This window comes from bacterium SCSIO 12844, from assembly GCA_024397935.1.
In the GTDB taxonomy this organism is placed as follows: domain Bacteria; phylum Pseudomonadota; class Gammaproteobacteria; order Francisellales; family Francisellaceae; genus M0027.
Genome location: CP073743.1, coordinates 451,897 through 473,131, shown reverse-complemented (window position 1 = coordinate 473,131; position 21,235 = coordinate 451,897). Strand labels below are relative to the sequence as shown.

Here is a 21,235-nt window from a genome sequence, read left to right as displayed (position 1 = left end):
TTTAAGGTTTTAACCTTCTTAACCTTGATGCATTTAGTACCACAGTAATTGAAGATAATGCCATTGCAACAGAAGCAATTATTGGGCTAAGTAAGATGCCAAAAAATGGATAAAGAACACCAGCTGCAACTGGGATGGCAATGACATTATAAATTAATGCACCAAATAGGTTTTGTTTAATATTACGCATAATTTTACGTGAAAACACAATCGCATTTTTAATCGAATATAAATTATCACTGGATAAGGTAATATCAGCACTTTCAATAGCTACATCAGTTCCTGAACCAATTGCAAAACCCACTTGAGCTTGAGATAAGGCTGGCGCATCATTAATACCATCACCAACCATAGCAACATTTAATTTTTCATTTTGTAATCGTCTAATATAGGCTGACTTATCTTCAGGCAATACTTCAGCATATACAGTATTTATGCCAACACTCTGTGCCACCGCCTGTGCACTTTGATATAAATCACCTGAAATCATTGCCGTTTTAATACCCATTAAATGTATCAAATTAATCATCTCTTTGGCTTCTGGTTTAATTGGATCTGTAATTGCTAAGGTTAAAATCACTTTGCCATTTAAACCAACGAAAATAGAGGTTGCACCACTTTCAGCTAGTGATATAGATAGTGACTTTTGTTCATCACTTAACTGAACTTTAGCATCTAGCATTAATTTTTCGTTGCCAATAAAGATTGGTTCTTGATTGATCAATCCTTTAACACCGCGCCCAGAAATTGCTTGAAAGCCTTTTAAATCAACTGGACTAATGGCAGTCTCCTTTGTTTCAATATATTGACAAATAGCTTGAGCTAATGGGTGCTCTGAATACTTTTCTATTTGATATAAATAATTTAAGGCTTTACTTTGATCGCTGTCCCCTTGCCAGTGCACCTCTGTTACCTCAGGCTTACCTTCAGTTAATGTTCCTGTTTTATCAAAAACAATCATATTAAGCTTACTTGCAGATTGCAAAGCTTGCGCATTTCTTACTAACACACCATACTCTGCAGATTTTCCCATACCAATCATCATAGCAATTGGCGTCCCTAAACCTAAGGCACATGGGCAAGCTATAACTAAAACACTAATTGCAGCAGTTACCGCATGTGGCAAACTTGTACCAAGCCACAGTGCAAATGTAATAAAAGCAATACCGATTACAATCGGTACAAAACCCGCTGCTATCGTATCAACTAATCTTGCAATTTGCGGTTTTGAACTTTGGGCTTGTCGAACCAAATCAATAATTTTAGCTAGCTGTGTTTCAGCCATATCTGTTTTAATCTGAACTGTTAATATACCATTTAAATTAATCGTGCCTTGATAGACTTCATCATCTATTCTTTTAGTAACAGGTAATGATTCACCTGTGAGCATTGACTCATTCACTGAGCTTTCACCATCAATCACAACACCATCAACTGGTAATTTTTCGCCTGGTTTGACTAATACACAGTCACCAAGCGATAGTAAATCAACATCTAGCTCAACTTCCTTATCACCTTGTAATACGATTGCCGTTTTTGGTTTTAAGCCAACTAGTTTTTCAATGGCCTCTGAAGTTCTCCCTTTAGCTTTTGTCTCTAAGGCATGACCAAAATTAACAAATGCGAGGATTAAAACCGCTGCATCCAGGTAAATGTATAACATCTCTTTTGGCAACCATTTAGAAAATAGTATCACTAAAGCTGAATAGAGAAATGCAGCACCTGTACCTAAGGCAATTAAGGTATCCATATTTGATGAACGATGTTTAAACTGTTTCCAAGCACCTTGGTAATACTGTCCCCCTGAATAAATCATCACAGCCAAAACTAAAATTAACATCACAAGCCAAAAAGGATAAGGGTCTATATTAAATATGCCTTTTGTATGGTGATAAAATGAAGGAAAGATCTCTATTTTGTCTGAAAGCATCGCAAGCATATCTGGAATAAATAAAAATAAACCCATAATAAATGCGATGATCGCTCTATAATAACTATGCCTAATTTCAGCTTTAGCTGATTTTTTTCGAGATGTAATCTGATCTAAATCATTTGCTTTAATTACAGTAGCAGGATAACCGAGGTTTTCTAATTCAAATAAAATATCACTGGCTTTAAAATCACCTTCTACTTTAGCAAATTTCTCAACAAAATTTACATTGACCGCTGTCACACCATTGACTTTGGATAAGGCATTTTCAATTTTAGCAACACAACTTGAACAAGACATATTATTAATTGAAAATTGCACACCTTTTACTTGAGGTGTTTGTTTTAGCTTTGCTGGATAACCTAAATCTGTTAATTTTTTAATTATTAAGTCTCGATTACCACCTGAGATAGTTACCTCTTTTTCCATTAAATTAACATTAACAAATTTAACACCATCTAACCCACCAACTGCCGTTTCAATTTTTGCCACACAGGATGAACAGCGCATTGCATCAACTAAAAAAACTTCCACATGCTCTTGCCCTTTCATTTATCTACCTCACTTTACTCTCAAAAGATACTCTATCTTAATTCTTCTTAAACTTAAAATTCAACCTTAGAGGCCGTTTTGTTTCTGCTATGAATTACAATTAACATCTATAACGAGTATAATATATTTAACAAATTTAGCTGTATTTATACTGTAGGAAAATCATGAGCGCATATATTATTAAAAATGCCATTATCGTCAATGAAGGCAAGCAAATTGAAACTGATATTAAAGTTAAAAATGGACGAATCGAAAAAATAGCACCACATATTACATCAACCCATGCAACGATTATTGATGCATTAGGAAAATATATTATACCTGGTATGATTGATGATCAAGTTCATTTTAGGGAGCCTGGGTTAACCCATAAAGGTGATATCCAAAGTGAGTCAAAAGCGGCCATTGCCGGTGGTATTACTTCCTATATGGAAATGCCCAATGTTACACCACCAACGCTTGATATGCAGGCGATTGAAGATAAATTAAATCGAGCTAAATATAAATCGCTAGCAAATTATGCCTTCTATTTAGGTGCTAGTAACAATAACTTAGAATCAATTAAATCAGCTGATCGAAGCAGAATTGCTGGTGTTAAAGTATTTATGGGTGCATCAACCGGTAATATGCTTGTTAATGATGAACAGATATTAAACGATATTTTTGCTGCAAGCCCTACCCTAATTGCTACACATTGTGAAGACACACCAATGATCACTCTCAATGAAAAAGCTTATAAAGAAAAATATGGTGATGATATACCTTTTAAATACCATAAAGATATCCGTTCAGAAGCCGCTTGTTTTAAATCATCCTCTTTAGCTGTAAAATTAGCCAAACGCCACGGTACTAAGCTACACGTACTACATTTGACTACTGCTAAAGAAATGAGTTTATTTGATTCATCAATTCCCTTGGAGAAAAAACAAATTACTGCAGAAGCCTGTGTTCATCACTTATTTTTTAATGACCAAGACTATGAAAGCAAAGGTAGCTTAATTAAATGCAACCCTTCAATTAAAACAATTAATGATCGCAACACCTTACGAGATGCCATTAACTCTAATTTAATTGATATTATTGCAACAGATCATGCCCCACATACAAAGGATGAAAAAAATAATACTTATTTTCAAGCACCAGCTGGATTACCACTAGTACAACATGCTTTGCCATCTCTATTTGAACTTGTACACCAAGGCGTTTTTAGTATTGAGCAAATTGTGCAAAAAACAGCGCATAACCCTGCAATTGTTTATCAAGTTAAAGATCGAGGCTTTATCCGTGAAGGCTATTATGCTGATCTTGTATTAGTTGACCCTGAAAAAGTTCAGTCAGTTACCGATGAAGGCAGTTTTTATAAGTGTAAATGGAACCCGTTTTCTGGTATTGATTTACATGGGACCGTTCAAATGACTATGGTTAATGGTGAATTATTATATTTAAATGGTAAATTTATTTATGAAACACCAGCCCTTGCCCTTGAATTTAGTCGATAGCGTCTCCATTTGCTAAATATCAATTATTTTGCATAAGGCGAATTATTATGAATCTCTCTGACCTTGACTTTAAAACATTAGATTCTATTAAACGTGGCATTGAACGTGAGGCTTTAAGAGTTACTCCTAAAGGCAATGTTGCACAAAGCAATCACAGTAAAAAACTAGGTGAAAAATTAACTCACCCTAATATTACAGTTGATTACTCTGAAGGGTTACTTGAACTCATTACTGAGCCCTTTGAGAGCTATTCATCATTATTTGAAAGCTTAGAAACCTATTTAAACTTCACTTATCAAAACCTTGAACATAGTGAATTACTCTGGCCTATGAGTATGCCGCCTAAGACTTGTGAAGATGAAATTAAAATTGCTGATTTTGGCCATTCAAACTCAGGTATGATGAAACATATATACCGCCGAGGTTTAGCAATACGTTATGGTAAAGTTATGCAAATAATTGCAGGCATTCATTATAATTTTTCTTTTCCTGATGAATTTCTTAGCCAACTTATCCCTGAAAATGGTCATAGTGAACATACATTACAATACTATAAAAATAAGTATTATTTTCGCTTAATAAGAAAGTTCTATCAAAACGCTTGGCTATTGCCCTATTTATTTGGCGCAACGCCGATTATTGCGAAAACATCTGTTAATAATCAACATAAATTACAAGAATTTGACAGCCAATACTATTATCATAAATATGCAACCTGTCTTCGCATGAGTGAATTTGGTTATCAAAGTCATGCACAAAAGGATTTAAATATTTCTTATCGAGATATTAAAAGTTATGTCAATGACTTAGTTAAAGCAACACAAATACCATTTTCTGACTATACTCAACTTGGTGTTTTAGATAAAAACTATGGCTATAAACAATTAAATGATTGTATCTTACAAATTGAAAATGAATATTATAACCCCATACGCCCCAAACAAATTGTCCATCGTTGTGAACGCCCTGCTTGCGCCTTATCTAAACGTGGTGTTAGCTATATAGAGCTACGTACATTAGATATTAATCCCTTTATGCCATTAGGAATTGATCTTCAAAGCGCACACTTTTTGGATGTATTTTTCCTTTATTGCTTATTAGCTGAAGCACCAATATATTCCAAATCAATGATTCAAATTGCCAAAGAAAATTTTGCATTAGTCGCTAATTATGGACGTAACCCACAACTAAAACTACATAAAAACTCAAATGACATATTATTAAAAGATTGGGCTCATCTTATATTAAATGAATGTCTTTTAATCGCTGAAAAATGGGATCAAACAAATGCTACTAACCATTACCAATCAGCTGTCTATGCACAAATCGAAAAATTAAATGATGTTGAAAAAACACCTTCAGCAATGTTAATTAATTCAATTAAACAAAGTAAACTTAATACAGAAGATTGGATGCTTAATCAAGCTTATCAACATCAACAATCATTACTTGAAACTAAATTACCCTTAAATCTACTCGCTAAGCTTAAGCGTGAAGTATCAGATTCTCAAGAGGCATTAAAATTACTTGAAACAAAAGAAGAAGGGGCATTTGAATCTTATATCCAACGCTATTATGCTTCAGTTTGCCGCTAAGTCTAATTGCTTTGAATCACAATTATCTTTTTTCTTATTTGACCACCATAAATTCAATAAAAATGTCATTAATAAGGCTAGGGTAAAATAAAGCGCAACCTGATAAATATCAACTACTTCATTAATTCGATAGTACGCACCATAGTAACTAAAAATTGGCGAGATCAAAATCACTAATAATAGATAAATACTTGCCATATTCTCTTTTCTTGAATAATACTCCGTTGATACAGCATATAGGTTACTTCTAACTAAAGATAAGCCAAATAAGAAAATAACTAAAATACTATATACCACATAGAGTGACTCTAAGTGTAAATAAAGCCCGACAGCACTACAAATTAGCATAATAAAAATGCCTATAAAAATAATATTTCTTAAGCTCATAAATTTAAGCAACAAAATATTTAACAATGGCGCTAAGAAAAAAACAACGATCATACCTAAACTTAAATTACCATAGTCATAAGCTGATAGGCCAAAATGAACTTGATATAACTCTGGCGATATTGTCATATAAAATAATATCCAGCCAAAACCTAAAATATTACAAATAACAAACCAAACAGCACGGTCACTTAATGGCGCAATATAATCTCTTAGCATTAGTTTCAGCGTTTGAACATCATTTTCTGGTGGATAGGTTGATAACTTCCAACACACAAGCAGAAAAACGAATGCACAAATTATCATAGGAATAATAAAATTTAGCTGCCAAATATGAGTTGAACTTTCAACCACCCCCCCTAAAAAAGGTGCAGCAGCTGGCACAACTGCCAATATCATCATTAAAATTGATCCTACCTTTGCAATATCTTTACCACTAAAAACCTCTGTCATAATGACTGAAGTCACAGAGATAATACCGCCGACAGCAAAGCCTGTAATAAAACGTAAAATATAAAACAAATAAATATGATTAATAACTGATACACCAATCAGTGAGACAATTAAAATTACTAAGGCAATTAAAGTTAATCGACGCTTTTCAACTTGTATTGCTAAAAGACCAAAAATAAAAACACCCAATGCACAAGCAATTTGAAATGTGGCATAACCAATCTGTACAGCACCAATTGATACGCCAAAGCTTTCAGCCATATGTGGTACCGATGGAAAATAACTATCGATATTAATTTCAACGGCAATATCGGTTAATACAATACAGAGTATTAAGCTTAAATGTTTTATCATCTGCATTAGTTCACCATAAATCTTTAAGTATTAAAAATAGAACAAATAATATACAAAATTGATTTTTCAGGCAGCATTGTATCGCCATTGTAAATTAAAAGCAAGTTACGTAAAGTAGTGTCGTGTTTTATATTAATTTAAGGATATAGGATCATGATAAAACTTTATGGATTTAATTTATCATTTCCAACTAATAAGGTTAGATTTGCACTTAATTTGTTTAATCTTGAGTATGAATTTGTCGCATTAAACCCATGGAAAGGTGAGCATAAATCTGAAGCTCATATCAAACGTCATCCAGCAGGCAAAGTCCCTGTGATTGAAGATGGTGATTTTACATTATTTGAAAGTAATGCGATTGTTCGCTATCTAGCTGAAAAAGTCCATAACACAAACTACTACCCATCTGATTTACAACAACAAGCTTTAGTTAATCAATGGTTAGACTTTGCAGCATCACATATTGGTACAAATGTTAGTAAAGTTTTATTTAACCGATACTTTGCTGATAAAATCGGTATTGAAGTTGACAGCCGCTCTATGGAAGAAGGCCATCAGTTTTTAAGCAATCATCTACCTATTCTTGAAGCACAGTTAACGAATAATACTTATATTGCAGGTAATCATATGACGATTGCGGATATTGAGTTATTGGCAAGTCTTGATCCAGTTGATCTAATTGATATTGATCTAAATCAGTACCCACATCTTAATAACTGGCGCAAACAGTTAATGACAGAAGCATTCTATACCAAAGTACATCAATACTATGGTGAAGGCTTTTTTGAAAAAGCAACTGTTTAAATTATATTTTCTTTGATAGAATAGTTCTTCGCTTAAACGCGATAAATTACGTTTCTACTTAAATTTTTTAGAAATTTCTATATAAATTTATTACATCAAATTATGATATATTACCTATTACAAATCAACGTATAATGTTATTTAATACCTAATTAAGATTACATGATTAAAAACCAATCAGTAGATTTAGTTATTTATATTAAGGTATGATAAGTTCAATTATAAAGTTTTAAGGTAGAGCGATATGCCATTAAGTCCAGAGCAACAAAAGCTAATAGAAAAGCAATTAACTCCATCAGTAGAGTTAGCTGATGAACAAGGTGGCCTATTAGAGCTTGCAAAACTTGCTAACAATCCTCTACTAATTAAACAACTTGAAGAAAATAAAAAGAATATTGCTCAATTTTGTAAGCAATATAATATTGAACTATATCAATTATTATCTATAGAACCTGCTACTAAAGGCGCAAAATTTTTAGAAAATTTTCACGATATTTTTTCAGACTTTCGCTACAATTTTGAAGAAAAACATAAGCAGCTAATGCAATGGCAATTACAACTACAACTTGAACTAGAAAAAGCTAATACAGGTCTAATTAATCAGCACGCGCAAGCTTATCTTAGTGTTGCTGATGAATTACAAAAAACTGGTAATTTAAATACGCAAACTTTATTTACTGTTAAAGATATGGAAACTTTATTACCAAATCATGGTACAGAGAATAATGATATTCTTATTAGTAAACCCATTTCAGTTTCTACTTTTGACTATGAGCATGATACAACTTTGCAACAATTAATTGCAGAAAATGAAGATAAAACAGTCTTTATACCTTGCATTGAAGATGGACATTGGTTTTATCTACAACGTGAAGCAAACCAAACTGATTGGACTATTCAAGATTCACAACCTTTTAAACAGCCAGATAATCAATTAACCCCGAGACAACAAACCATACTTGAAAAAAGTCATGATTTACTAAAAGAAATTGATAACCCTGATGTTGAAGAACCTGAATACTGGTCAACAGAAGAACAAACAAATAATTTCGACTGTGCTACACATGTTATTAATGCTTATGAAACAAAAGTAGATGTTGATTACGAGCCTAAAACACATACAGAATTGGTCACTAAAATTGCAAAAGAAAAAGCACCTGAAGCTTATCAAAAATTCACAGAGAATCTAAGTGGCCTTGTAAATAGCCAAACAGTTAAAATAGCTTCTGCATTAGAAGATAAAGCAGATAGAACTTATCAATCATATAAAGAACTTGAAAATGCTTATTCTGAGATTATAGAAAATGTACAGCTAACTAACACTGCACTTAGTAAACTAACTTCTGAGCAGCAAGAAAAGGTACATAGACAAAACCCAGACATCCGCAACAATCAAAAAAACCTAGATGAAAAATTAGCATGGCAGTTGCAACAAGAAGAATATAAGTCATATAATCAACTTAGTTCTGATGAGCGTGGTAAAATTGAACAAAATCCACCTAAATTATTTCAAGAATACTTAGATAAATTACAACCTGAGCAATCATTTGGTGTTGAATTATAATAAATAATTCTTAACCATCTCTGCCTTCTCTAACTTACCACTTTGATTATTAACTAAAGCTGTTTCAATTACAGCTTGATGAGTTAGTTGATCTTGGCTATTTTCAATTGAATAATAAAAAAATACCCGTGTTTTAGTAATCTCCATAATACCTAACTTAACTGTTAATTTCTCAGGATAGAAAACCTCCTTTCTAAAACGAATATAACTTGCACTAAATACTAAAGTACAACCATTTATATTAGTTAATTTAAATCCTTTAGATTGTAAAAAGCGCTCACTAACCTCAGTTAAGTAATTTAAGACTTTATCATTACTTAAATGTCCACCCATATTTAAATCTAGTACTCTAACATCAATTTCAGTTTGATATATATACTCACCAGTAAATGCTAATTTAGGTAACATTAAAAAATCCTTTATTATCCTTATAATTAATAAGGGATTGTAAGTTAAATGACTAAAATGATCAATCTACTGAATATATCGATCCAATTTTCGATAACTTAAGGCTTCTGTAATATGTGATATTTGAATATCAGATGATTTTTCTATATCTGCTATTGTGCGGGAAACCTTTAAAATTCGATGATAAGCTCGTGCTGATAAACTTAATCGCTCCATTGCTTGATCTAATAACTTTGCTTCAGCTTTAGCCAAACGACAAAAATGATCAATTTCAAAGCCTGATAATTGACTATTGGTACAACCTTGACGCTCTATTTGTAAATCATAAGTCATATTAACACGAGCTCTAATTGTCTCACTATTTTCATAGGTAGACTTTTGATCCGATAATAACCCTTTTGGCAAATCTGGCACTTCAATATGTAAATCAATGCGATCTAATAATGGCCCTGATAGCTTATTTTGATAACGCTTAACTTGTGATTCGGTACAAGAACAATTCTTTACTTGAGAGCCTAGATAACCACATGGACAAGGATTCATCGCAGCAACCAGCTGAAATTTAGCGGGAAACTCTGCATTTCGATTTGCTCGTGATATGGTTATTTTACCTGATTCTAATGGTTCTCTTAATACTTCTAAAACACTTCTGTCATATTCTGGAAACTCATCTAGAAATAAAACACCATAATGTGCAAGCGAAATCTCACCAGGTTTTGGTTGTGAGCCACCACCAACCAATGCAACAGCTGATGCTGTATGATGAGGTGTTCTAAAGGGGCGAATAAAAAAACGCTCTGCAACTTTATAAGCACCATGAATAGAATGAATCGATGCACTTTCTAATGCTTCTGATTCAGTTAGTGGTGGTAAAATTGTATTAAGTCTACTTGCTAGCATTGTTTTACCAGTACCAGGTGGTCCCATTAATAACATATTATGTCTGCCTGAAGCTGATATTTCTAATGCTCTTCTTGCCTGATACTGTCCTTTAACATCTGATAAATCAATCTTTGTATCATAATAAGGCATTTGAGTACGTGAGCGTATTTTTTTTAATGGCTCAACTGTTTCTAAATGATGAATTACTTCAGATAGCGTATTTGCCTTATAAGCAGTTAAATCTTTAACTAATGAGACATCATCAGCATTAGCCGCTGGAATGATTAGTCGACTACCTGCATTGAAAGCTGCAAGTGCAAAAGGTAGCACACCTCTTATTGCACGTAATTGACCACCTAATGCTAATTCACCAGCAAACTCATATGCTTCTAATATTTCAGTATTACATTGTCCTGAAGCTGCTAATATACCTAATGCAATAGGTAAGTCAAAGCGCCCACCTTCTTTAGGTAAATCGGCAGGTGCCATATTAATGGTAATTTTTCGCATTGGAAAACTAAAACCACTATTGATAATTGCAGATCGTACACGATCTTTACTCTCTTTTACTGCAGTTTCAGGCAAACCAACAATTGATAGCCCAGGTAAACCATTGGATAAATGAACTTCAATAAAGACCAATGGTGCTTTCATTGCAGATTGCGCACGAGATTTAACTGTCGCCAAACTCATCAATAACATCCTTGTTTATTATTATTGACAATATTTTAGACTTTAATATATTTTTTGAAAACACTAACAGCTTATATTATTTATTATATAACTTATTTTTATCTTATTATGCTTAAATTATTTATTTTGATTTTTTAGTTGTAGCACTTTTTTCTTTTAGTAACTTATCTAACTCTTTTTCTAAACGATCAATTTTTCCACGTGTTTTTTCTAATACTTTAACCTGACGGTCAAACTCTTCTTTAGTGACTAAGTCTAACTTTGAGAATGTACTTTGCAAAATCGTTTTAAAATTCTTTTCCATTTCTTCTTGCATACTTTTAAGCGCTGGTGGCAAAGAATCTGTAAATTTTTTTGCCATTTCATCGAATATTTTTGTATCTAGCATTATAATCTCCTTTATTAAAATCAATTCATTTAATGTGTTTAAGTTTAACAACTATTCTTTCAGATAGACACTATAATGAGAAGAAAATGGAGTCACCATGAAATTAATTACTGCAATTATTAGAGCACATATATTAGACGATGTTAGAGATGCCTTAACTGAGTTTGGTGTTGGTGGCATGACTGTAACTGAAGTTAAAGGCTTTGGTAATCAGCAAGGGCATACTGAATTATATCGAGGTGCAGAATATGCTGTTGATTTTTTACCAAAAATAAAGCTTGAAGTTGCTGTAGTTGATGAGTGGCTAGAAGATATTATTGATATGATCATTGAACATGCACAAACTGGTAAAATTGGTGATGGTAAAATCTTTATTACACAATTAGAAGAAGTCATTCGCATTCGTACACAAGAAGTTGGTAAAGATGCTTTATAAATCAAATGAATATGTTGCAACTGCTATTATTTTATTTTCTATGGTAATTATATAACTGATAATTATTTCATTTTATGAATTAATTTTATAAATAAAATTCAAATACTTATGCTAAATTGTTTAATTTTTTAATTAGATTTTATTGCATTGAGAATACTTTAGCACATTAACTACAGCAATCTATATGCTATGGTATTAAATGTAAACCAATGTGTTACCCCACCCCTAAGTAACTTAATTTGATAATAATAACGATAATTAATTGAAAGTCATAATAATAAAAACAAATCAAATTTAGTCAGAGGATATGGAGGATATCACAATGAACACACTCCTAGAAGAACTATGTGAAGGATTAACATTAACCCAAAAACGCGAACTCTACGAAGAGTTATTTACAATCTATAACCCAAGCTCTAAAGATAAAAAGTTATATCATGAATTACTAATAAACTACTCTAACCTATTAATGCAATTAAATTATCAAGATCGTTTAGCTTCATTAAATAGGGTTATTAAAATAGTAGAAAAACGCCACGGAAACCCAGAAGAGCCAAACCCACTTAATATTTTTGTTAACGCTAAAGGACATTTTAGTAAACTTAAACATGGGGCAGGGCCTTGGGTTGGTGTTGATTTTTTTCCTGAATGGAATTATTCAAGATTACTTGCATTGCGCCTTAAACGTCTTGCTGACTCTATTGCTCAGGCGCTACATTCAGATGCTCTAAAAAATACGATTGATAAGGCCAACCCTGCAATTTCAGCACTAGGTATATTATGGTATGTACCGAGATTTTTAAGACATACTTCCTTGATTGTTAAACATACAAAATCAGGCAATCTAGATTATACAAGAAAACATGCTTTTGAGTGGTTCAACGACTTAGCCTGGCTTGCTACAGGCACAATGACTTTTGGAATGTCGACAGGATTATATTTAACACCCTTAACCTCGGTTTTAGGCCCTGGTGGTATTTACTTAACCGTTGCATTATATGGTTTTGATTGTCTAAATCAAGCAATCAAATCCTATCAAAAAATTCAAAAAATGAATCGAATTATAAATAAGCTAGATAATAAAATTAATAGCTTGTGTACGGGATTAAATATTAATAATGATTTAAATCTACCAAATAGTATAAACCAGTTAAAACAAAAAAATCAATCTGAAGAACAAAGATTAAAATATTACGCAAAACTAAAAATGAATATTCCTCCTGAAAAATACCAAGCATTAGCAAAAAGAAAAAATAATATTAAAAAACTCGAATCTGCTATTGAAATGCGAGATCGTATAAAGCTTAAAAAACGTTATACTAAACGTCAACAATGGGCTAAATTAGGTGTTGCTGCTGGTTTATTTCTTGGTATGGCTGTCTCTTTAATTGGTGGACCTTATGCACCAATTATCGGTGCAGCAATTGTAATAGCCACCTGTGCTGCCCAATATTATGCCAAAAACTATTATCTACCTAAAGAAGAGATACGTTTTAGCTATGACCCACTAGAAGAATTGCATAACCGCCTTACTAAACACTGTGAAGATCAAATTGAAAAACTGACTAAAGCACTAGAAAATGCTGAAGATGGTTCTAAAACATTTGATAATACTGAACATAAACTTCAACGTTATCAGCAAATAGAAGCGCAGCTAAAGCAATGGCAAAATGCTGATGCTAGAGATCCTAATCAATTACATCAAATAATGCAGGATATTATTCAAAGCAGTCAATTACAAAGAAAACGTAATATGACACCATCAAGTGCTAAAGAGTTAAAAAATATCTTACGTGTATTTGATACACAATGGGAAACCAAAAGATATAAATATGTCAACAACGATAACATCAGTGTTGAGGAGCAGTTTAAAAATAGTATTCGTAATTTTGTTGAAAATACGACTAACTATAATCCTGCTAATTATTTTAGAGAAGCACCTATGCTCATAGGAAATGACCCTCAAGCATTAATTGCTTCTTATTAGAAAATTAGATTGGTAACGTATAACTAACGTTTAAACCAATACTATAGTATGCCAATGCATCATTTTCACTAACAGAAGTAATATCATCTGTGCTTTTACCAAATACATAATCTACATTACCAGTAACAGCTAGTCCAAAGGAGAATTGATAACCACCTGATAAACCAATCATTGGTGCAATATTCCAGTTAGAGCTATAGCTAGTACTGTAGTCCATATATTCATTAATATAACCATTATTACCATCACGCTTTAATGTCCACTTCTGGATGTCAATACCACCTTCAGCGCCTAATAACCAACCTGAGTTAAAGATATATTTAAAGGTTGCTAATACCGGTATATTATTCATATTTAATTTTATATCGGGATCATTACCAAATACTGATGAAGCTTGATACTCATTGACTGTATAGACGTATTGATAACCAACTTTACCACCAACTGTCATATTAGAGTTAATCGCATAATCATAACCAACAAATAATGCACCACCAAGACCACCATTATAAGTCTCAGGTGAACTAATAAAATGGCTATTATTATTTACGCCATCAAGCGTTTGATCTGGTGTAAAATTTGCAGAGACCTGCCCTTGAAAAACAATACCAGATTTTGCAGATGTTGTATCTGTAGCATATACTGATGACATTAAAGATAATAAAGATAGTGAAATTAATAATTTTTTCATCATAAAAACCCTAATTACTTGTAAAACCAGGGTAATATATATCATTATTTGCCAAAATAAAAGAAATAAATATAATTTTAGAAGTTATAAAAAATTTGAAAATTTTAATGAGGTATTTTTTAATACCTTAACACTATTGAAGTTATAATGGCAGTGTATAACTTAGATTAATACCCAGTGTCCAAACTGCCAGTGCATTATTATCATCACTATCAGATAGTTCATCTGTACTTTTACCAAAAATATAACTTAAACTACCAGTTAATGCTAATCCATTTTGCCATTTGTAACCACCAGAGACACCAAGCATAGGTGCAACATTCCATTGAGAACTATGATTATCTGTTCTACTAGTTGTAGAGTCAGTACCATCAACTGTCCATTTCTGAATCACAATACCTCCATCAGCACCAATTAGCCAACCTGAATTAAAAAAGTATTTCCAAGTTGCTAAGATAGGAAAGTTATTCATGCTTAATTTAACATCAATATCTCCATGAGTAGTACCATCAAGCTTTAAATAATTCACTTCATATAGATATTGATAACCGACTTTACCACCAACAGTTATATTAGGGTTAAATGCATAATCATAACCAATAAATAAACCACCGCCAATACCACCATTTCTTTCATCAGAGCTCGTATTAGTATTATTATCTTTAGCATAGTCAAACGTATTTTGGGGTGTTGCATTTACAGAAAATTGTCCTTCAAATACTAAACCTGATTTTGCTGTTGCTTTACTTGTCATTGCATAACTTATCGAACTTAACGCAATTGCAATTGTTGAAGTGAATATGACTTTCTTCATGGTGAGTCTCCTTAGTACCGATCTCTACTTAAAAAATCTAAACTCAATGGCAGTATAGTTAATGAACTTTAAAATAGACAAGAAAATTTATGAACAAATTATGATGTTAAAGTTTATTTTATAATTTTAAATAAGATTAAATAATTTAAAATCAATATAATAATTATAAAAAATATGCTTTTAGAAAATTTTTTTATAATTAATATAAAAAATGATATATTGTAGAATTAATGTAATTGAAATTTGTGCATGATCAGCAAAAATCTATAAAAGAGATGATATAAAAACATCTCTTTTAATATATAGTTTATAAAGGTAAGGTATAACTTAGATTAATACCCAGTGTCCATACAGCTAATGCGCCAGTATTTTTAATTTCTGGATCTTGATAACTACCACTATCTAAGTCACTTGGGTTTTTACCAAAGACATAACTTAAATTACCTGTTAGTGCGATACCATTTTGCCATTTATAACCACCAGTTAAGCCAACCATTGGAGCTATATTCCACTGTGAAAAAGTTTTGCTGCGACTTTGTGTTCGCCCATTATGAGTATATGAATAAGTAGAGCTAACACTTAACTTCTGAATATCAATACCTGCATCAGCACCCACTAACCAACCAGAGTTAAAAAAGTAGTTCCAGGTAGCAAGAAGAGGAATACTTTGAATATTATTAAGTTTAGTTGAAGAGCTATAACTACTAGTAGCTGGAATATCCATTTTAGACGGCACATAAATTGGCATATCTGGAGTAATTGAACCACTTGCTGGAATATTCATTTTAGGCGGTATATAAATCGGCATATCTGGAGTAATTGAACCGCTAACAGGAGTAGTTGCAGTTGAAGTACTTTCTACATTATTTGATTCTTGTAAGTTACGATAACCAACCTTTGCACCAACTGTCATATTTGGAGTAATAGCGAAATCATAACCAAGAAATACACCGCCACCAATACCAACATTACGATGATTTGTTGAATCATGAGTAGTTAGTATATTATAACCATTTGGCCACTGATGAGTAACATTACTAAGACTACCAGTATGGTTTGCTGAAATCTGACCTTCAAATACTAGCCCTGTCTGTGCAGGCGCATTATTCATTGCAGCATAGCTTGTTGAACTTAAAGCTATCATAACTAGTGAGCTTAATATTGATTTTTTCATTTTATTGTCTCCTCAAGACTTATTATATATAAAATATGTAATATATTATATGCTATATTACATAAAATCGAATTATACACAATCAATTAGAGAAATCAATAAAAAATATATCAATATCTTAAATAAGATATAAAAAATATACATAAAAGTTGATTATTTTAGCCTTTAATTACCAGATCTATAAAATAATTTAGTTAAAACAACAGCAATGAAAATAATTTACAAAATAAATTATTATTGCTTTAGAAAGATTATATTTTGAATAAAAAGGTCTAATAAATTGCTAAATAAGCCTATTTAGCAGCACAACTAATGTGATTTAACTTTACGCATTAACGCAAGTACTTGTAATCTTGCTTCAGCTTCTGCTAATTCTAATTGAGCTTTATCAAAAGAGATTTTATCATGCTTTGATTTAGCCAATAATGCTTTTGCTCTTTCTTTTGCTTCTTTAGCGGCTTGTTCATTAACATCCATTGGTCGCTCAACAGTATCAGCTAAAATAATCACCTGATTAGGTTGAACTTCTAACATACCACCTTCTACAAAAAGAATTTTCTCATCATTATTTTCAAGCTGGATACGTAATGCCCCTGGAGGCAGTGATGTCAACAGTTGCGTATGGCCGTACTGAACACCTAGTTCACCATCAGCACCTTTGGCAACGACCGATAATGCTTTACCTGAAAAAACTTCACCTTCAGGAGAAACAACACTAACTGCAATTGTTTTTTGTTTTTCATCAGACATAAGTTTAACAACCTTTTATCTTATAAAGATTTAGCTTTTTCAATCGCTTCATCAATGGTACCGACCATATAAAATGCTTGCTCAGGCAAATGATCATATTCACCTTCAACAATCGCTTTAAAGCCACGAATGGTTTCTTTTAATGGTACATAAGCACCAGGGTTACCAGTAAATACCTCAGCAACAAAGAACGGTTGAGATAAAAAGCGTTGTACTTTACGAGCACGAGTTACAATCAACTTATCATCTTCTGATAACTCATCCATACCTAAAATAGCAATAATATCTTTTAGTTCTTGATAACGTTGCAGTGTTTGCTGAACACTACGAGCAACATCATAATGCTCCTGACCAACGACCAATGGATCAAGCTGACGCGAAGTTGAATCTAGTGGGTCAACCGCTGGATAAATACCTAATTCTGCAATTTGGCGTGATAATACAATCGTAGAGTCCAAATGAGAGAAAGTCGTTGCAGGTGATGGATCTGTTAAGTCATCTGCAGGCACATAAACAGCTTGCACAGAGGTAATTGAGCCTGTTTTTGTTGAAGTAATACGCTCTTGTAATACACCCATTTCTTCAGCTAATGTTGGCTGATAACCTACTGCTGATGGCATACGACCTAAAAGTGCTGATACTTCAGTACCCGCCAAAGTATAACGATAAATATTATCGATAAACATTAATACATCACGATTTTCATCACGGAAACTCTCAGCAATCGTCAAACCTGTCAATGCAACACGTAGACGGTTACCTGGAGGCTCATTCATTTGCCCATAAACTAAAGATACTTTATCTAATACATTGGATTCTTTCATCTCATGGTAGAAGTCATTCCCTTCACGTGTACGCTCACCAACACCAGCAAAAACAGAGTAACCACTATGCTCTTTTGCAATGTTATTAATAAGCTCCATCATCGTTACTGTCTTACCAACGCCAGCACCACCAAAAAGACCAACTTTACCACCTTTAGCAAACGGACAGATTAAGTCAACAACTTTAATCCCTGTCTCTAAAATATCAGAACTTAATGCCTGATCTTCAAATGTTGGTGCTTTCTTATGAATTGGATCACGTCTTTGAGCATTGATAGGGCCTGCCTCATCAATCGGATTTCCCAAAACATCCATAATACGACCTAAAGTTTCATGGCCAACAGGAACTTTAACTGGATCACCTGTATTTTTAACACTTAACCCACGTTTAAGGCCATCGGTTGCACCCATAGCAATCGTTCTAACAATACCATCACCAATTTGCTGTTGCACTTCAAGTGTAAGCCCTGTTTCATCTACCACTAATGCATCATACACTTTAGGAATTTCACTCCTAGGAAATTCAACATCAATTACCGCACCGATAACTTGATTTACTTTACCTGTTGTCATTTTACTTCATGCCTCTTTATTCATTCATTCAAAACTTAGATTAAACCGCTGCAGCACCAGAGACGATTTCTGATATTTCTTGTGTAATTGCCGCTTGTCTTGCTTTGTTATAACGCAGATTTAATTCATTAATCACCGCACCTGCATTATCAGTAGCACTTTTCATTGCCATCATTCTTGATGCTTGCTCACAACCAATATTCTCTACTACACCGCGATAAACTTGTGACTCTACATAACGCACAACAAGCATCTCTAATAGTTCTTTTGCATCGGGCTCATAAATATAATCCCAATGATAATCCAATGATTCCTGCTCATCAGGCACAACCGGCAATAATTGGACCATACGTGGTTTTTGTGAAATCGTATTAACAAACTCATTTGAGAATAACAATAACTGATCAATTTTACCGTCATCATAAGCATCTAGCATTACTTTAACTGAACCAATTAAATCTTTAACGCCTGGCTTATCACCTAATTTTGTCACCAAAGATACAATATTTAGATCAAGACGTTTAAAGAAACTTTCTGCTTTTGCACCAATTAAGCAGACATCAATTTCAATATTTTTGTCTCGATAACGCTTAATTGCACTTAACACTTGTTTAAATAAATTAATATTTAAACCACCACAAAGCCCTCGCTCAGTTGACACAATGATAAAACCAACACGTTTGACTTCTCGATGATTAAAATAAGTATGCTTATATTCAAGGTGTGCTTTAGCGACATGTGCAATTAAACTTCTTGCATAATCCGCATAAGGCCTTGCTTCTTCCATTCTATCACGTGCTTTACGCATTTTACTTGCAGCAACTAATTCCATTGCACGTGTGATCTTCTGTGTATTTTTAACACTTTTGATCTTAGTTCTAATCTCTCTTCCGACTGCCATAATACTTTAGCCTTACCAAGATTGTGTTTGTTTAAATTGAGTTAGAACCTCATTTAATCTTTCAATAATTGATTCGTTATAGTCACTTGTTAAGTTAATTTCATTAACTAATTCAGAATACTGTGCTTTAGCATATTCATGTAAAGCATGCTCAAAACGACCAATTTCATCTAAAGCAACATCATCTAAATAGCCTTTTTCTACAGCAAATAGCGATAAAGCCATCTCAGCAATAGATAATGGCTGATACTGTTTTTGCTTCATTAATTCTGTGACACGTTGACCACGTTCTAACTGTGCTCTTGTTGTTTCATCTAAATCAGATGCAAACTGCGCAAATGCTTCTAACTCTCTAAATTGAGCTAGCGTCAAACGTACACCACCACCAAGTTTTTTAATAATCTTAGTTTGGGCAGCTCCGCCAACACGAGAGACTGAGTTACCAGCATTAATTGCAGGTCGAATACCTGCGTTAAATAAACTAGATTCCAGGAAGATCTGACCATCTGTAATAGAGATTACATTTGTTGGAATAAATGCTGAAATATCCCCTGCTTGTGTTTCAATAATTGGCAATGCAGTCAATGAACCAGTTTTTCCTTTGACTTCACCTTTAGTAAATGCTTCAACATACTCAGCATTAACACGAGCTGCACGCTCAAGTAAACGAGAATGAAGATAGAAAACATCCCCAGGATACGCTTCACGCCCTGGTGGACGACGAAGTAATAATGAAATTTGACGATAAGCCCAAGCATGCTTTGTCAAGTCATCAAAAATAATTAACGCATCTTGACCATGATCACGGAAATATTCACCCATAGAGCAACCAGCATATGGCGCTAAGAATTGTAATGCTGCTGAATCTGCTGCATTGGCAGCAACAATAATTGTATGCTCCATAGCACCGTATTCTTCTAGCTTTCTTACCACGCTAGCTACTGATGAAGCTTTCTGACCAATGGCAACATAAATACATTTAATGCCAGTGCCTTTTTGATTAATAATCGTATCAATTGCAACAGCAGTTTTTCCTGTTTGACGGTCACCAATAATTAATTCACGCTGACCTCTGCCAATTGGTACCATTGAGTCAATAGATTTCATTCCTGTTTGTACTGGTTGATCTACTGATTGACGCCAAATAACACCTGGAGCTACCTTTTCAACGGGTGATGTTTCATTACAAGTAATTTCACCTTTCCCATCAATTGGATTTCCTAATGCATCAACCACTCGACCTAGCAAGTTAGGACCAACTGGAACTTCTAAAATACGGCCTGTACAGTAAACTTTTTGTCCTTCTTCTAAATGAAGATATTCACCTAGAACAACCGCACCAACTGAATCTTGCTCTAAGTTTAAAGCCAAACCATAGACATCACCTGGAAGTTTAATCATCTCACCATAAGCAACATCTTCTAAGCCATGAATACGAATAATACCATCAGAGACACTAACAATTGTACCTTCAGCTAATGTTTCCGCTTTAGCTTGAAAGCCTTCTATTTTTTCTTTAATCAGAGTACTAATTTCTGCTGCACTTAATGTCATAACCATTTACCTACCAATTACT

At 33.2% G+C, this 21,235-nt stretch carries 18 protein-coding genes; 6 read left to right on the top strand and 12 right to left on the bottom strand.

Annotated features, from left to right (window positions below):
• Position 1: 1 nt before the first annotated feature.
• The gene (locus KFE69_02320) at positions 2 to 2,482 is read right to left on the bottom strand and encodes a copper-translocating P-type ATPase (GenBank protein UTW42998.1); all 2,481 of its coding nucleotides are present in this window, start codon (positions 2,480 to 2,482) and stop codon (positions 2 to 4) included.
• Positions 2,483 to 2,646: 164 nt separating this feature from the next.
• On the opposite strand from KFE69_02320, the gene KFE69_02315 reads away from it, so the two are divergent.
• Positions 2,647 to 3,981, top strand: coding sequence for a dihydroorotase (locus KFE69_02315; protein UTW42997.1), 1,335 nt, complete (start codon positions 2,647 to 2,649; stop codon positions 3,979 to 3,981).
• Positions 3,982 to 4,028: 47 nt separating this feature from the next.
• Positions 4,029 to 5,576, top strand: a complete 1,548-nt coding sequence (gshA, locus tag KFE69_02310; GenBank protein UTW42996.1) for a glutamate--cysteine ligase — start codon at positions 4,029 to 4,031, stop codon at positions 5,574 to 5,576.
• Here the strand turns inward: gshA and KFE69_02305 are convergent.
• Positions 5,562 to 6,776, bottom strand: a complete 1,215-nt coding sequence (locus tag KFE69_02305) for an MFS transporter (protein UTW42995.1) — start codon at positions 6,774 to 6,776, stop codon at positions 5,562 to 5,564. The genes gshA and KFE69_02305 overlap by 15 nt on opposite strands.
• 147 nt (positions 6,777 to 6,923) lie before the next feature.
• Here KFE69_02305 and KFE69_02300 point away from each other — a divergent pair, with 147 nt between their 5' ends.
• A complete protein-coding gene (locus KFE69_02300) occupies positions 6,924 to 7,574 on the top strand; it encodes a glutathione S-transferase family protein (GenBank protein UTW42994.1) in 651 nt (216 codons plus the stop codon).
• Positions 7,575 to 7,818: 244 nt separating this feature from the next.
• The gene (locus KFE69_02295) at positions 7,819 to 9,138 is read left to right on the top strand and encodes a hypothetical protein (protein UTW42993.1); all 1,320 of its coding nucleotides are present in this window, start codon (positions 7,819 to 7,821) and stop codon (positions 9,136 to 9,138) included.
• Here KFE69_02295 and KFE69_02290 read toward each other — a convergent pair.
• The 3 genes from KFE69_02290 to KFE69_02280 form a co-directional block, all read right to left on the bottom strand.
• Positions 9,133 to 9,546: an acyl-CoA thioesterase gene (locus KFE69_02290; GenBank protein ID UTW42992.1), complete on the bottom strand. Its 414-nt coding sequence runs from the start codon at positions 9,544 to 9,546 to the stop codon at positions 9,133 to 9,135. The genes KFE69_02295 and KFE69_02290 overlap by 6 nt on opposite strands.
• 66 nt (positions 9,547 to 9,612) lie before the next feature.
• Complete coding sequence (locus KFE69_02285; protein UTW42991.1) at positions 9,613 to 11,121, bottom strand: YifB family Mg chelatase-like AAA ATPase; 1,509 nt, start codon at positions 11,119 to 11,121, stop codon at positions 9,613 to 9,615.
• 121 nt (positions 11,122 to 11,242) lie between these two features.
• Positions 11,243 to 11,509 carry an accessory factor UbiK family protein gene (locus KFE69_02280; GenBank protein ID UTW42990.1) on the bottom strand — a complete coding sequence of 89 codons (267 nt, stop codon included), beginning with the start codon at positions 11,507 to 11,509 and terminating at the stop codon, positions 11,243 to 11,245.
• Between the two features lie 97 nt (positions 11,510 to 11,606).
• On the opposite strand from KFE69_02280, the gene KFE69_02275 reads away from it, so the two are divergent.
• Together KFE69_02275 and KFE69_02270 are read left to right on the top strand one after the other, a co-directional pair.
• Positions 11,607 to 11,945, top strand: a complete 339-nt coding sequence (locus tag KFE69_02275) for a P-II family nitrogen regulator (GenBank protein ID UTW42989.1) — start codon at positions 11,607 to 11,609, stop codon at positions 11,943 to 11,945.
• 322 nt (positions 11,946 to 12,267) lie between these two features.
• Entirely contained in the window at positions 12,268 to 13,932 is a 1,665-nt protein-coding gene (locus KFE69_02270) for a hypothetical protein (protein ID UTW42988.1), read from the top strand.
• 4 nt (positions 13,933 to 13,936) lie between these two features.
• Here the strand turns inward: KFE69_02270 and KFE69_02265 are convergent, their stop codons facing one another.
• The 7 genes from KFE69_02265 to atpA form a co-directional block, all read right to left on the bottom strand.
• On the bottom strand, positions 13,937 to 14,623 hold the full coding sequence (locus KFE69_02265) for a hypothetical protein (GenBank protein UTW42987.1): 687 nt from the start codon (positions 14,621 to 14,623) through the stop codon (positions 13,937 to 13,939).
• A 142-nt stretch (positions 14,624 to 14,765) separates the two neighbouring features.
• On the bottom strand, positions 14,766 to 15,437 hold the full coding sequence (locus KFE69_02260) for a hypothetical protein (protein UTW42986.1): 672 nt from the start codon (positions 15,435 to 15,437) through the stop codon (positions 14,766 to 14,768).
• A 307-nt stretch (positions 15,438 to 15,744) separates the two neighbouring features.
• Positions 15,745 to 16,611, bottom strand: a complete 867-nt coding sequence (locus tag KFE69_02255; GenBank protein ID UTW42985.1) for a hypothetical protein — start codon at positions 16,609 to 16,611, stop codon at positions 15,745 to 15,747.
• 309 nt (positions 16,612 to 16,920) lie between these two features.
• A complete protein-coding gene (locus KFE69_02250; GenBank protein ID UTW42984.1) occupies positions 16,921 to 17,361 on the bottom strand; it encodes a F0F1 ATP synthase subunit epsilon in 441 nt (146 codons plus the stop codon).
• 20 nt (positions 17,362 to 17,381) lie between these two features.
• A complete protein-coding gene (atpD, locus tag KFE69_02245) occupies positions 17,382 to 18,758 on the bottom strand; it encodes a F0F1 ATP synthase subunit beta (GenBank protein UTW42983.1) in 1,377 nt (458 codons plus the stop codon).
• A gap of 40 nt (positions 18,759 to 18,798) precedes the next feature.
• The gene (gene atpG, locus KFE69_02240) at positions 18,799 to 19,659 is read right to left on the bottom strand and encodes a F0F1 ATP synthase subunit gamma (protein ID UTW42982.1); all 861 of its coding nucleotides are present in this window, start codon (positions 19,657 to 19,659) and stop codon (positions 18,799 to 18,801) included.
• 12 nt (positions 19,660 to 19,671) lie between these two features.
• Positions 19,672 to 21,213, bottom strand: coding sequence for a F0F1 ATP synthase subunit alpha (gene atpA / locus KFE69_02235; protein UTW42981.1), 1,542 nt, complete (start codon positions 21,211 to 21,213; stop codon positions 19,672 to 19,674).
• Positions 21,214 to 21,235: the final 22 nt, after the last annotated feature.